12 protein-coding genes are annotated in these 13,706 nt (G+C 63.4%); 11 read left to right on the forward strand and 1 reads right to left on the reverse strand.

The window, feature by feature from the left end:
* Nucleotides 1-3: 3 nt before the first annotated feature.
* The 11 genes from IFO71_RS06825 (at nucleotide 4) to lpxC (ending at nucleotide 13,214) form a co-directional block, all read left to right on the forward strand.
* On the forward strand, nucleotides 4-1,467 hold the full coding sequence (locus IFO71_RS06825; RefSeq protein ID WP_225444454.1) for a UDP-N-acetylmuramoyl-L-alanyl-D-glutamate--2,6-diaminopimelate ligase: 1,464 nt from the start codon (nucleotides 4-6) through the stop codon (nucleotides 1,465-1,467).
* Nucleotides 1,464-2,834, forward strand: coding sequence for a UDP-N-acetylmuramoyl-tripeptide--D-alanyl-D-alanine ligase (locus tag IFO71_RS06830; RefSeq protein WP_192028799.1), 1,371 nt, complete (start codon nucleotides 1,464-1,466; stop codon nucleotides 2,832-2,834). Before IFO71_RS06825 ends, IFO71_RS06830 begins: the two co-directional genes overlap by 4 nt.
* A complete protein-coding gene (mraY, locus tag IFO71_RS06835; RefSeq protein ID WP_192028800.1) occupies nucleotides 2,824-3,912 on the forward strand; it encodes a phospho-N-acetylmuramoyl-pentapeptide-transferase in 1,089 nt (362 codons plus the stop codon). Before IFO71_RS06830 ends, mraY begins: the two co-directional genes overlap by 11 nt.
* A complete protein-coding gene (gene ftsW / locus IFO71_RS06840; RefSeq protein WP_225444455.1) occupies nucleotides 3,912-5,225 on the forward strand; it encodes a putative lipid II flippase FtsW in 1,314 nt (437 codons plus the stop codon). Before mraY ends, ftsW begins: the two co-directional genes overlap by 1 nt.
* A complete protein-coding gene (gene murG, locus IFO71_RS06845; RefSeq protein ID WP_192028801.1) occupies nucleotides 5,222-6,292 on the forward strand; it encodes an undecaprenyldiphospho-muramoylpentapeptide beta-N-acetylglucosaminyltransferase in 1,071 nt (356 codons plus the stop codon). The genes ftsW and murG overlap by 4 nt, the downstream gene beginning before the upstream one ends.
* Nucleotides 6,289-7,728: a UDP-N-acetylmuramate--L-alanine ligase gene (gene murC, locus IFO71_RS06850; RefSeq protein ID WP_192028802.1), complete on the forward strand. Its 1,440-nt coding sequence runs from the start codon at nucleotides 6,289-6,291 to the stop codon at nucleotides 7,726-7,728. The genes murG and murC overlap by 4 nt, the downstream gene beginning before the upstream one ends.
* On the forward strand, nucleotides 7,725-8,675 hold the full coding sequence (locus IFO71_RS06855; RefSeq protein WP_192028803.1) for a D-alanine--D-alanine ligase: 951 nt from the start codon (nucleotides 7,725-7,727) through the stop codon (nucleotides 8,673-8,675). The genes murC and IFO71_RS06855 overlap by 4 nt, the downstream gene beginning before the upstream one ends.
* Complete coding sequence (locus IFO71_RS06860; RefSeq protein ID WP_192028804.1) at nucleotides 8,672-9,409, forward strand: cell division protein FtsQ/DivIB; 738 nt, start codon at nucleotides 8,672-8,674, stop codon at nucleotides 9,407-9,409. The genes IFO71_RS06855 and IFO71_RS06860 overlap by 4 nt, the downstream gene beginning before the upstream one ends.
* Entirely contained in the window at nucleotides 9,406-10,641 is a 1,236-nt protein-coding gene (ftsA, locus tag IFO71_RS06865; protein WP_192028805.1) for a cell division protein FtsA, read from the forward strand. The genes IFO71_RS06860 and ftsA overlap by 4 nt, the downstream gene beginning before the upstream one ends.
* A gap of 277 nt (nucleotides 10,642-10,918) precedes the next feature.
* A complete protein-coding gene (gene ftsZ, locus IFO71_RS06870; RefSeq protein ID WP_192028806.1) occupies nucleotides 10,919-12,121 on the forward strand; it encodes a cell division protein FtsZ in 1,203 nt (400 codons plus the stop codon).
* Between the two features lie 178 nt (nucleotides 12,122-12,299).
* On the forward strand, nucleotides 12,300-13,214 hold the full coding sequence (gene lpxC, locus IFO71_RS06875) for a UDP-3-O-acyl-N-acetylglucosamine deacetylase (RefSeq protein WP_192028807.1): 915 nt from the start codon (nucleotides 12,300-12,302) through the stop codon (nucleotides 13,212-13,214).
* 42 nt (nucleotides 13,215-13,256) lie between these two features.
* Here lpxC and IFO71_RS06880 read toward each other — a convergent pair whose 3' ends face one another.
* Nucleotides 13,257-13,706 (reverse strand): DciA family protein, encoded by a 450-nt coding sequence (locus IFO71_RS06880; protein ID WP_192028808.1) that lies wholly within the window; start codon nucleotides 13,704-13,706, stop codon nucleotides 13,257-13,259.

The raw sequence follows: 13,706 nt of genomic DNA on the forward strand, positions 1-13,706 counted from the left end.
GCGATGAACTTGCGCGAACTGCTGCCGCAGACCGTGTTGCCGGCCGACCTGGCCCAGCGCCCGGTAGGCGATCTGCATCTCGACAGTCGCGCGCTGCAACCAGGCGATGTATTCGTGGCGCTGGCCGGGCGCAGCACGCATGGCCTGTCGCACCTGTCTATGGCGCGACAGAACGGCGCCATCGCCTGTCTCTACGAACCGCCGCTGCCGGCTTCGATCGAAGACGCTGCGGATCTGCTGCCGATCGCCGATCTGCGCGCCGATCTGGGTCGGATCGCCCGACGGCGCTATGCCGATGTCAGTCGTCGGCTGCGTCTGATCGGTGTGACCGGCACCAATGGCAAGACCTCGACGGTGCAACTGCTGGCTCAGGCGCTGGATTTCGATTCTGCAGCTCACTGTGGCCACATCGGCACGCTCGGCGTAGGCATGGGTGAATGGCATCGCGAAGGCGAGCGGACCACGCCCGATGTGCTGTCGGTGCATCGCCTGCTCGACGAGCTGGCTCAGCGTGGTGCGGACCATGTGGCGATGGAGGTGTCCTCGCATGCCCTCGATCAGGGACGGGTCGATGGGCTGCAGTTTGCGGTGGCGGTATTCACCAATCTGACCCGCGACCATCTTGACTACCACGGCAGCATGGATGCCTACGGCGACGCCAAGGCGCGCCTGTTTCTCGAAGGTCGCAGCCTCGCCGCGGTGATCAATGTCGACGATCCATTCGGCGCCAATCTTGCCCGCCGGGTGGCCAGTCAGCTGCCCCTGTTGCGCTTGTCGAGCAGTGATTCGCGGGCCGATCTGTTCGCCGACCGGATTGATCTCAATGTCGAGGGCCTGAGTTTTCAGTTGCATTGTGATGGCGAGAGGCATGCGGTGAGCAGCGGCTTGCTTGGTCGCTTCAACGTCGACAACTTGCTGGCCGTTGCCGGCGCGTTGCGGGCGCTGGGTATGTCGGCAGAGAACATCGCGCGGCGCCTGTCGGCACTGCGGCCGGTGCCGGGCCGAATGGAGCGGGTTTCCACCACGCAACCATTGGTGGTGGTCGACTACGCCCACACACCAGACGCCCTGGAGCAGACCTTGCGCAGTCTGCGCGCCCACACCGAGGGGCAGTTGATCTGCGTGTTCGGTTGCGGCGGCGACCGCGATCGAGGCAAGCGGCCGTTGATGGCGGCAGTCGCCGAGCAACTGGCCGATCGGCTCTGGGTAACCGATGACAATCCGCGCTCAGAGAGCGGCGACCATATCGTGGCTGAGATCATGCATGGCTTTCGCTTGCCGCAGCGGGTCAGCGTACAGCGCCGCCGCGAGTTGGCGATCGCCGAGGCGATCGGCGCGGCGGCTGCCAACGACACCGTGCTGATTGCCGGCAAGGGTCATGAGACGTATCAAGACGAGCAGGGTCAGCGGCGTCCGTTCGATGATCGAGTGGTGGCGCGCCGGGCATTGGCGGAGCGTGCTGCATGAAGCCGACGACGCTGAGCACGATCGCTGAGTGGCTGGGCCTGCCGCCGCCGCTCGAAGCGCGCGAGATCCGTGGCGTGGTGGCCGATTCGCGGCGCGTCACTCCCGGCGATCTGTTCGTCGCACTGTCCGGCGAGCGCGTCGATGGGCACGACTTTGTGGAGCGCGCTCGACAACAAGGTGCCCAGGCCGCCCTGGTGGCGCATCCGGTCGAGTCGCCGCTGCCGCAGCTGATCGTCGACAGCCCGCTGTTGGCGATCGGTCGGATTGCCCGGCAGGTCGCCGCGCAGCGCCGCACCCGGGTGTTGGCCCTGACCGGCAGCAACGGCAAGACCACGGTGAAGACCCTGTTACACGCCATTCTGCTGCGGGTGGCGCCGGCTTACTGCAATCCGGGCAACCATAACAACGAGTTGGGTATGCCCTTGGCGCTGATCGCTCAGCCCGAAGACGCTGAGTTCGCGGTCTACGAGATGGGCGCCGGGCAGCCCGGCGATATCGAGTATCTGGCTGACATCGCTTTGCCCGAGGTCGCCCTGGTCAATAACATCGGCCCGGCTCACCTCGAGCGGATGGGCAGCCTGCTCGGCATCGCTGACACCAAGGGAGCAATCTATCAGGCGCTGCAACCGGGTGGCGTGGCGGTGCTCAACGCCGACGATGCCTTTGCGCCCTGGTTCGAGAGCGAAAAGCTGCACGATGGTGTGAAGACGCTGCGGTTCGCCCTGCAGGCCAATGCCCCGTTCCGCGCGCAAGCTATTGAGCTGGCCGAATTCAGCAGCCGTTTCCTGCTGCAGACCCCGGCCGGAGCGGCCAAGGTCGAGCTGCCGCTTCCCGGCCGCCACAATGTCAGCAATGCCTTGGCGGCGGCCGCCATGGCGCATGCGGTGGGTGCACCGCTGGCCGCCATCGTCGAAGGCCTGTGCAGCAGTCAACCGGTCGCCGGGCGGCAACAGAGCTTTGCCCTGCCGGCTGGTGGTCGCTTGATCGATGACAGCTACAACGCCAACCCGGCTTCGGTGGCGGCGGCGATCGATCGGTTGGCCGGCCATGGCGGCAGTCGTTGGTTGGTGCTGGGCGACATGCGCGAACTGGGTCCCGATAGCCGAGAGCTGCATCGCGGAGTTGGCGAGCGTGCCAAGCGCGCTGGCATCGAACATCTATGGGTGGTGGGGGACGACATGCTGGCGGCAGCCGAGGCGTTTGGCCAGGGCGCACGTCACTTTGCCGAACAGGCTGTGTTGATTGAGACGCTGCGCTCGGCCTTGCCGGCCGATGCCGTGGTGCTGGTGAAAGGCTCAAGAGGCTCCAGGATGGAGCGCGTGGTCGACGCCTTGCTCGGTCGCGGGGAGGACGGACATGCTGCTTGAACTTGCGGATTGGTTGAAAGGCCTGGATCGGGCATTCGCCCTGTTCGGTTACATCACGTTTCGCGCCATCCTGAGCGCCTTGACCGCCCTCATGCTGTCGCTGCTGCTGGGGCCGCGGGTGATTGGCCAGCTGCGCCGGTTGAAAGGCGGGCAAGGCCAGCCGATCCGCAGCGACGGGCCGCAGTCGCATCTTTCCAAGGCCGGCACACCGACTATGGGCGGGGCGCTGATTCTGCTGGCGGTGACTCTGTCGACCCTGCTTTGGGCCGACCTCAGCAACCGCTTTATCTGGGTGGTACTGGGTGTGCTGCTGAGTTTTGGCGCGATCGGCTGGCTCGACGACTGGCGCAAGGTGGTGCGTCGCGATCCCAAGGGCTTACCGGCCAGACACAAGTATTTCCTGCAATCAGTGTTCGGCGCCGGCGCTGCCGTGGCCTTGTTCATGACTGCCGAGAGCGCGGTCGAAACGACCTTGTTCATTCCGGTGTTCAAGGATGTCGCCATCCCCCTGGGCGCGATGTTCATCGTGGTGGGCTATTTCTGGATTGTCGGCTTCTCCAATGCAGTCAATCTCACCGACGGTCTGGATGGGCTGGCCATCATGCCCTGCGTACTGGTCGCCGGCGCCATGGGCATTTTCGCCTATGCCTCCGGTCACGCCGTATTTGCCGACTATCTGCAGATTCCTGCCGTGCCCGGTGCTGGTGAGTTGACCATCATCTGCGCCGCCATCGCCGGCGCCGGCCTTGGCTTCCTCTGGTTCAACACTTATCCCGCGCAGGTATTCATGGGCGATATCGGCGCATTGGCGCTGGGCGCGGCCCTGGGTGCCATCGCAGTGATCGTCCGCCAGGAACTGGTGCTGGTGATCATGGGTGGCATCTTCGTGATCGAAACCTTGTCGGTGATGTTGCAGGTGGCCAGCTTCAAGCTCACCGGTCGCCGCATCTTCCGCATGGCACCGATTCACCACCACTTCGAGCTCAAAGGCTGGCCCGAGCCGCGGGTCATTGTCCGTTTCTGGATCATCACCGTGGTGCTGGTGTTGATCGGCCTTGCCACCTTGAAGGTGCGCTGATGAACATGGAGTTCAATCGCCAGCATGAAGGGCCGCGGCAGGCAACCCGGATTGATGAGATCGAGGGGCGCTTCGATCAGCCGATTCTCTGGCTCAGCGTGCTGCTGGCGGCCTTCGGTCTGGTGATGGTCGGCTCCAGCTCGATCGCGGTGGCCGAGGGCTTGAACGTCGGTCCATTCCATTTCCTGATCAGGCATGCGGTGTTCCTCGGGCTGGGCGCGGTGCTGGCGGCGGTGATCACCCGAGTCGAGTTGCGCGAGCTGGAGCGGCACAGTCACTTGCTGGTGCTGATCGGCATCCTGCTGTTGCTGGCGGTGTTCATTCCGGGCATCGGTCGCACCGTGAATGGCGCTCGGCGCTGGCTCAATCTCGGCATTACCGGCTTTCAGGCAGTGGAAGCGGTCAAGCTGTTTCTGATCGTCTGGATGGCAAGCTATCTGGCGCGCTACCGCGATCAGGTGCAAAGCGAGTGGATCGCCGCGTTCAAGCCGTTCCTGGTGGTCGGTGCGATGGTGCTGCTGCTGCTCGCCCAGCCAGACTTCGGTTCAGCGGCCTTGCTGATTGGCATCACCCTGTGCCTGATCTGGTTGGGTGGCGTGCGCCTGTTGCACGTGCTGGTGCCGACAGCGGTAATCGCGCCCTTGATGGTGATGGTGGCGATGTCGGAGTCCTACCGCGTACGCCGCCTGACTTCGTTCATGGATCCGTGGAAAGATCCGTTCAATGATGGCTTCCAGCTGACCCAGGCCCTGATTGCGATCGGCCGCGGTGAATGGGCTGGAGTGGGCTTGGGCGGCAGCGTGCAGAAGCTGTTCTATCTGCCCGAGGCGCACACCGACTTCATTTTCTCGGTAATGGCTGAGGAGCTTGGCTTCGTCGGCATCCTCGGCTTGCTGGCGATGATTGGTCTGCTGGTCTGGCGTGCGTTTCGGCTCGGGCTGCGGGCGGTGGAAATGGGGCGCGGATTCGCTGGCTTCTGCGCCCTGGGCGTCGGCCTGTGGCTGGCCTTGCAGTCGGTGGTGTCGATTGGCGTCAACCTCGGCCTGTTGCCAACCAAGGGACTGACCCTGCCCCTGGTGTCATCGGGGGGCTCCAGCGTGCTGATGTCCTGTGCTGCTCTCGGCTTGCTGCTGCGGGTGAGCTATGAGCTCGATCGCAGCGAGCGGCAGGTGGCGAGGCACAAGGAATCACGCGCCTTGCCGGAGCCGGTAGTCATGGACGAGCCGATCGTCGTCGGGCCGGCACCACAGCCGTTGCGCCTGGGGTCACGCGGTCGTCTGCGGATCGAGCCCAGCCTGGGAGAGATCGCATGAATGCGCCGGTCATGATCATGGCCGGTGGCACCGGCGGCCATATTTTCCCCGGGTTGGCGGTGGCTCGCGTGCTGCAGGCGCGCGATGTGCCGGTGATCTGGCTCGGTGCCAGCGGCGGACTGGAAAATCGACTGGTGCCAGCGGCCGGCTTGCCGCTGGAAGTACTGGATATCGGCGGCCTGCGCGGCAAGGGTTGGAAGCAGCGGCTGGCAACGCCCTGGCGCCTGCTTAACGCATCGATCAGCGCGTGGCGATTGTTCTCACGTTATCGGCCGCGCTCGGTGCTGTCGATGGGCGGCTACGCCGCGGGGCCAGGTGGGCTGGTGGCCTGGTTGCGACGTACGCCTTTGCTGGTGCACGAACAGAACACCCTGCCTGGCCTGACCAACAAGGTGCTGGCGCGGCTGGCGCGTCGCGTGCTGACCGGCTTTCCAGGCGTGTTCCGCACCTTGCGTTGCGTCGAAGCGGTGGGCAACCCGGTGCGAGCTGAAATCGCCGCACTGCCGCCGCCGGCTGAGCGTCTGGCCCGTCGTGAGGGCCCGCTGCGATTGCTGGTTCTGGGCGGTAGCCAGGGTGCGCGAGCGCTGAACCGAGCCCTGCCCAAGGCGCTGGCTGAGCTTGCGCCTCGCTTCGAGGTGCGCCACCAGAGCGGCGTCAGCGGACTGGACGAAACCCGTGCCGAATATCAACGTGCCGGCATCGAGGCACAGGTCGATGCCTTTATTGACGATATGGCCGCTGCCTACGCCTGGGCGGATCTGGTGGTGTGCCGATCCGGCGCCTTGACCGTGGCCGAACTCACGGCCGTGGGTCTGGCCTCGATTCTGGTGCCATTTCCGTTCGCGGTCGATGACCACCAGACCACCAATGCCGAATTTCTGCGTGAGGCCGGTGCCGCCCGTTTGCATCGCGAAGGTGCTGAGTTGCATCAGGAACTGGCCCGTACTTTGAACGATTTGCAAGATCGCAACGAGCTGCTGCGGATGGCCGAGGCGGCGCGGAGTCGCTTCCTGCCGCAGGCGGCTGAGAAGGTCGCTGATGCCTGTTTGAAGGAGGGGCAGCGATGAAGCGCCTGCAGCACAGCGGAGATCTCGCCACCTTGTTTCGCCGGGTGCATTTCATTGGCATTGGCGGCGCCGGCATGAGCGGCATTGCCGAGGTGCTATGCACACTGGGCTATACCGTGAGTGGCTCGGATCTGGGCGAATCGGCCGTGGTGCAACGTTTGCGCAAGGCCGGCGCGCGGGTTGAGATCGGTCATGCCGCCGGTCATGTGCAGGATGTCGACGTGGTGGTGGTGTCGAGTGCCATCAAGCGTGACAACCCCGAGTGGGTGGAAGCGCGCAAGCGCCGGATCCCGGTGGTACCACGGGCCGAAATGCTGGCCGAGCTGATGCGCTTTCGTCGCGGCATCGCCATTGCCGGCACCCACGGCAAGACCACAACTACCAGTTTGGTGGCCAGTGTGCTGAGCGAAGGCGGTCTTGATCCCACCTTCGTCATCGGCGGCCAACTGTTGGCCGCGGGAACGCATGCCAGATTGGGCGCGGGTGAATGGCTGGTGGCCGAGGCCGACGAGAGCGACGGCAGCTTCCTGCGCCTGACGCCGCTGGTCGCCGTGGTCACCAATATCGATGCCGACCACCTGGAGAACTACGACAACGACTTTGGACGTGTGCAGCAGGCGTTCTCGGAGTTCCTCCATCGCTTGCCGTTCTATGGTCTGGCCGTGCTGTGCATCGATGATCCCTGGGTGGCCAAGCTGGCCGAGGAGATGCCCCGCCACCTGATCACCTATGGTCTGGGTGATCAGGCTGAAGTACGTGCGCAGAATCTGCGCCAGAGCGGCCCGGTCACTGCGTTTGATCTGTGCTTGCCTGATGAGCCAAAGCAACATATCGAGCTCAACCTGCCTGGCAAGCACAATGTGCTGAACGCCTTGGCTGCTGCCGCCATTGGCTGGCAGCTCGGTGTGCCTGCTACCGCCATTGCCAAGGCACTGGCCAGCTTCCAGGGTGTCGGTCGACGATTCAATGTGTTGGGCGAACTCGCCGTCGAGGGTGGACACGCCTTGCTGGTGGATGACTACGGCCATCATCCGCGCGAACTGGAGGCGGTGTTCTCGGCCGCCCGCGATGGTTGGCCCGAGCGGCGCCTGGTGGTGGCTTTCCAGCCACATCGCTACAGCCGCACGCGCGATCTTCTGGACGACTTTGCCGCTGTGCTGTCGCAGGCTGACAGCGTCCTGCTTAGTGAGGTCTATGCCGCCGGAGAGGCGCCGATTGCCGGTGCCGACGCCAAGGCTCTTGCGCGCGCCATTCGCAGTCGAGGCCGGGTGGAGCCGGTGGTGGTGGGGCAATGCCAGGAGTTCAATGACGTGCTGCCGAACGTACTGCAGGACGGCGATTTGCTGATTGTGCTGGGTGCTGGTGATATTGGGCGTTATGCACAACAGCTGATTGCCGACGGCCTGAATGCTGCCGCCGCGGGAGCTGCGCCATGACCGCCCATTCACAGGATGTGCGCCAGTTGTTTGGTCGCGTGGCGGTTCTGCTCGGTGGCAGTTCCAGCGAGCGCGAGGTGTCGCTCGATTCCGGACGCAATGTGCTGGAGTCGCTGGTCGCTGCCGGCGTCGATGCGCGACCGATCGATGGCGTGCCGGCCTTGATCAAAGAATTGCAGGCCGGCACGGTCGACCGCGTGTTCAATATCCTGCACGGCAGTCGCGGTGGTGGCGAGGATGGTGTGCTGCAGGGGCTGCTGGAGGCCTACGGCATTCCCTGCACCGGCTCGGACGTGCTCGGCTCGGCCTTGGCCATGGACAAGGTGCGCAGCAAGCAAGTGTGGCAAAGCCTTGGGCTGTCGACTGCCGAGTTCTGCGTCTTGCGGCCAGGCGAGGATCTGCAGGAGAAGGCCGAAGCGCTGGGTTATCCATTGATCGTCAAGCCGGCCTGTGAAGGCTCCAGTGTCGGCATCAGTCGAGTGTTCAAGCCTGAGGATCTGGCCGCCGCGGTGGCGTTGGCCAAGCGCTATCCCGGTGAGCTGTTGCTTGAGCGACTGATCGTCGGCGATGAGCTGACCGTCGGCATCCTTGGCGAACAGGCCCTGCCCAGCATTCGCATCGTGCCGGCTGGCGAGTACTACGACTATCACGCCAAGTACGTCGCCGAGGATACCCAGTACATCTGTCCCGGTCTGAGGCAGCAGGACGATGCAGAGCTCGGCGAGCTGGCCCTGGCCGCCTTTCGTGCGGTCGGCTGTCGCGGTTGGGGCCGGGTCGATGTGATGCGTGACCGCTCCGGGCGGAACTATCTGTTAGAGGTGAATACGGCGCCGGGCATGACCAGTCATTCGCTGGTGCCGAAAGCGGCCAGCCAGCTCGGCATCGATTTCTCGGAACTGTGTCTGCGCATCCTGCGTCAGACGCTGGCTGCGGTGGCTGCGCCATGAGCCTGGCCCTGCGCGCATTGGCCTGGACCCTGGCCCTGGGCCTGGCCCTGTTACCGGTGGTGGCGGTACTTAACGGTTGGTTCGCCAATGATCGCTGGCCAATCGAGCACCTCAGCGTCGAAGCCGAATATCGCCGCGTTGACGAACAGGCCATTCGGCAAGCGGTTCTGCCGCATGTGGCGCGCGGCTTCTTTGCGGTGGATCTGGAGGCGGTGCGGGCCTCGGTGGCCTCGCTGGCCTGGGTGGCTTCGGTTGATGTGCGCAAGCGCTGGCCCAATGCATTGGAGCTCAGCATCCGCGAACACCAGCCGATTGCTCGTTGGGGCGAGGGCTACCTGGTGTCGCTGGACGGACAGCTATTCGAGGAGCCCAAGCGCGGTGCGCCTGAAGGCTTGCCAACCCTGGATTCCCCGCGCCCGCGCCTGGCGGAAACCCTGCGCTTCTATCAGCAGGCCAAACCTCTGGTAGCGGAACTCGGGTTGCCGCTTGACAGCGTTCGACTGTCCGCACGAGGCAGTTGGAGTCTGCGACTGGGTGATGCGCGACTGATGTTGGGGCGGGTGGAACCGATGGCCCGCTTGCAGGAAGTCTGGCCGCTGTTGGTCAAGGTGGTCCAGGCCGACGCACGGCCTCTGCTTCGTGCAGATTTTCGCTATGGCAATGGATTCGCCCTGCATTGGGGCGAGGCGTCGACACCCGAACATGTCGATGCCGGAACTGGAACAGGTACATGAATCGCAAGGGTGATAAATCGCTGATCGTTGGCCTCGATATCGGCACCTCCAAGGTGGTCGCCCTGGTCGGCGAGTACAGCGCGGACAATCCGATCGAAATCATCGGCATGGGCTCGCACAGTGCGCATGGACTGAAACGGGGCGTGGTGGTGGACATCGAGTCCACGGTCAACTCGATTCAGCGCGCCGTGGAGGAAGCCGAGCTAATGGCTGGCTGCGAGATCCGCTCGGTATACGCCTCGATTGCCGGCAGCCACGTGCAGTGCAAGAACTCGCCGGGGATCGTGCCGATCAAGGACGGCGAGGTCACCTACGGTGACATGGAGCGGGTGCTGGAAGCGGCCAAGGCGGTGGCCATTCCATCGGATCAGAAGATTCTGCACGCGATTCCGCAGGAGTACATCGTCGACAATTCGCAGGAAGGCATTCGACATCCGGTCGGCATGTCAGGTGTTCGACTGGAAGTGCGAGCCCATCTGATCGTAGGAGCGCAATCTGCGGCAGCCAATATCAGCAAGTGCATCAATCGCTGCGGCTTGCAGGTCGATGATCTGGTATTGAGCTCCATTGCCTCCAGTGCCGCCGCTCTGACCGCCGATGAGAAGGAACTGGGTGTTGTGCTGGTCGACATGGGGGCGGGCACCACGGATATCGCGGTGTTCGTGCAGGGTGCGATTCGCCACTCGGCCTCTCTGCCGATTGCCGGCGATCAGGTGACCAACGATATCGCTCACTTGTTGCGGACACCGACGCCGCACGCCGAAGAGATCAAGGTGCGCTACGCCTGCGCTCTGGCTCAGCTGGCCACGGCCGAAGAGTCAATCCAGGTGCCCTCGGTGGGTGACCGCCCGCCCCGGCGTCTGGCCCGTCAGGCCTTGGCCGAAGCGGTGCAGAACCGTTACGAAGAAATTTTCGAAATGGTGCAGGCCGAACTGCGCCGGGCCGGTTTCGAGGAATTGGTCCGCGCCGGCATGGTGCTCACCGGAGGTGCTGCCCGCATGGAAGGTGTCGCCGAGCTGGCTGAAGAGATGCTGCACATGCCGGTGCGTGTTGCCGTGCCGCAGTACGTGACCGGGCTTGGCGAAGTGGTCAGCAGCCCGGTCTACACCACAGGTGTTGGTCTGCTGCTGTGGGGGGCGCAGGCCGAGTTTCCGCGCCGTCCCAGCGTACCGGCCAGCCGAGTCGGCACCATGTGGTCGCGCTTCCAGAACTGGTATCGAGGGGAGTTTTAAGTGTCGCTTGATCGACCAGAAGCGACGTTTTTCGCAACCGAGGAACGGTTGCGGGTGAATCGATTGTCTAAGCAGTTGATTCGCCAACGGTCGGTTGCATCGCCTGTGCAATCGATCTGTCCGAACGGCGACAGGAGGTCGCCGTTCGGACAATTTGACGTTACGCGCGGGCGGAAAAACGGCGACAATCATCGCGCCGGTTACCGGTCCCGCGTTTGCAAGTCATCGAGCCAACAACAAGAAAACACGAACCAACACGAGTCGCGAGGAGAGAGCAATGTTTGAGTTTGTTGAGAGAGCGGCACCTAGCGCCGTAATCAAGGTGATCGGCGTCGGCGGGGGCGGCGGCAATGCGGTGGCCCACATGGTCAGCAGCCAGCTGGAAGGCGTGGATTTCGTTTGCGCCAACACCGATGCGCAGGCCATCAAGGGGGTCGGAGCCAAACAGATCCTGCAGCTCGGCGCCAATGTCACCAAGGGTCTGGGCGCCGGTGCGAATCCGGAGGTCGGCCGACAGGCGGCGCTGGAAGACCGCGAGCGCATTGTCGAGATGTTGGATGGCGCCGACATGGTGTTCATCACCGCCGGCATGGGCGGCGGAACCGGTACCGGCGCGGCGCCGGTAGTGGCGCAGCTGGCCAAGGAGATGGGCATTCTCACCGTCGCCGTGGTGACCAAGCCCTTTCCGTTTGAAGGCCGCCGCCGCATGCAGGTTGCCTTGAAGGGCATTGACGAGCTGGCCCAACACTGCGATTCACTGATTACCATTCCCAACGAAAAGCTGATTACCGTGCTCGGTCGCGATGCGACCATGATGCAGGCCTTCCGTGCTGCCAACGATGTGCTGCAGGGCGCCGTGCAAGGCATCGCTGACCTGATCGTCCGACCCGGCCTGATCAATGTCGACTTTGCCGACGTGCGTACGGTGATGAGCGAGATGGGCATGGCCATGATGGGCAGCGGTCACGCCCGCGGCGACGACCGCGCCATGGCGGCTGCCGAAGCGGCGGTCAGCAATCCGCTGCTGGACGACATCAATCTGTCCGGTGCCTGCGGCATCCTGGTCAATATCACCGCCGGTCCCGACTTCACCATGCGTGAATTCGACGAAGTCGGTCGCACCATCGAAGAGTTCGCCTCGGAAGATGCCACCGTGGTGATCGGCACCGTGCTGGATGCCGAGATGAAGGACGAGGTGCGGGTCACCGTGGTCGCCACCGGACTCAATCGGATGGCGCAGCGAGCGCCGGTACGCAACGAAACCCGAGTGGAAGCGGTGCAGCGACCTCAGGTGAAATTGGTGCGCAATGCCACCACGGGCATGGTCGACATGGCCGCCATGGCGAATGCCGGAGCCGCCATGGTCGCCGAGCCCGCACCAGTGCCCTCGCGAGCGGCGCGCGCCGACGTGACTCCGGCCACGGACGGATCTTTGGACTATCTGGATATCCCTGCTTTCCTGCGTCGACAGGCCGATTGAGCGTGCACAGTCGGGCAGGCTCGGCCCGAATTGCGCGGTATCACTCAGAATGCATGACTCGTGTTGCAAAAAAACGACAAACCGGTTCCGGTTTGTCGTTTTTGCTGTTGCTCTCTGAAACGCGTGTGCTATTCTCCGGTCGCTTTTGTCGCGCTCCAGCCCCGGAGAACGCACAAGAATGATCAGACAGAGAACATTAAAGAACACAATTCGCGCAACAGGCGTCGGCCTGCACTCCGGAGAAAAGGTCTACATGACCTTGCGTCCGGCGGCGGTCGATACTGGCATCGTTTTCCGACGGGTCGATCTTGACGAACCGGTGGACATACGCGCTTGCGCGGAAAAAGTGGGAGACACCAGTCTCTCAACCACCCTGATTCAGGACGGCGTACGCGTCGCCACCGTCGAGCATCTGCTGTCGGCCCTGGCCGGACTCGGTATCGACAATGCCTACGTGGACTTGTCGGCGGCGGAAGTGCCGATCATGGATGGGTCAGCAGGCCCTTTCGTTTTCCTGGTGCAGTCCGCTGGCATTGAAGAGCAAAGCATGCCGAAGCGCTTTGTTCGCATCAAGCAGCCGGTAGTGGTACGCGATGGTGACAAGTGGGCCCGTTTTGAGCCCTTCGATGGTTTCAAGGTCGGCTTCTCGATCGACTTCAACCATCCGCTGTTCACCTCGTCGACTTCAAGTGCCGAGATCGACTTCTCCACTACGTCATTCGTGAAAGAAGTGAGCCGGGCGCGTACCTTCGGCTTCATGAAGGACATCGAATACCTGCGCGAGCGCAATCTCGCCTTGGGTGGTTCGATGGACAACGCCATCGTGCTGGACGATTATCGCGTGCTGAACGAAGACGGGCTGCGTTATGAAGACGAGTTCGTCAAGCACAAGATTCTCGATGCCATCGGTGACCTGTATCTGCTGGGACATAGCCTGATCGGCGCGTTCTATGGCTACAAGTCAGGGCATCAGCTGAACAACCAGTTGCTTCGCGAGCTGCGGGCGCAAACGTCGGCCTGGGAAGAGGTCACGTTTACCGATCCGGGCGATGCGCCGATCTCCTACGCCCATCCGGCGCAGGCCTCGGTTTGATTTGATTTTGAGCGTTACCGCTGCAGTCTTAGGGCTGCGGCATCACGGGAAGAACGAATCGGCCATGGAGGCCATACGCAGCAGTTGATCGCGGAGTTCCGGGTCGCTGACTGTCAAAGCCGCTGCACGCAGGTTCTCGCGGGCGGCGGGGGAAAGGGGTGTTCGCGATGTAGAGTCCTGGGGAACGGGCTCCATCGTTGCCACTTTTACGGTGAGTTGGTCGACTGTGAGCCCGAGCTGTTGGGCTGTTGAGAGCAGGTTTGCGCTCAACAACCGCAATTTCGGGCCCACGGCCGGACTGCGAACCAAAAAGACAAGCCTGCTGCCGCGCACATTGGCCAACTGACATTGGTCTCTTAGCGTCGGCGGCAGGGACTGACGCAGCAAATGATCGAGCGCACTGAGCCATTGGGCGCGCTGGATCAGGTTCTGCGGGAGCTGATCCAGGGCCGAGATGTTGCGGTGCTTGTGATGAGGTCCAGCAGGCTGCAT

Origin of the sequence: Pseudomarimonas arenosa (assembly GCF_014841215.1) — a bacterium.
Classification (GTDB): domain Bacteria; phylum Pseudomonadota; class Gammaproteobacteria; order Xanthomonadales; family Xanthomonadaceae; genus Pseudomarimonas; species Pseudomarimonas arenosa.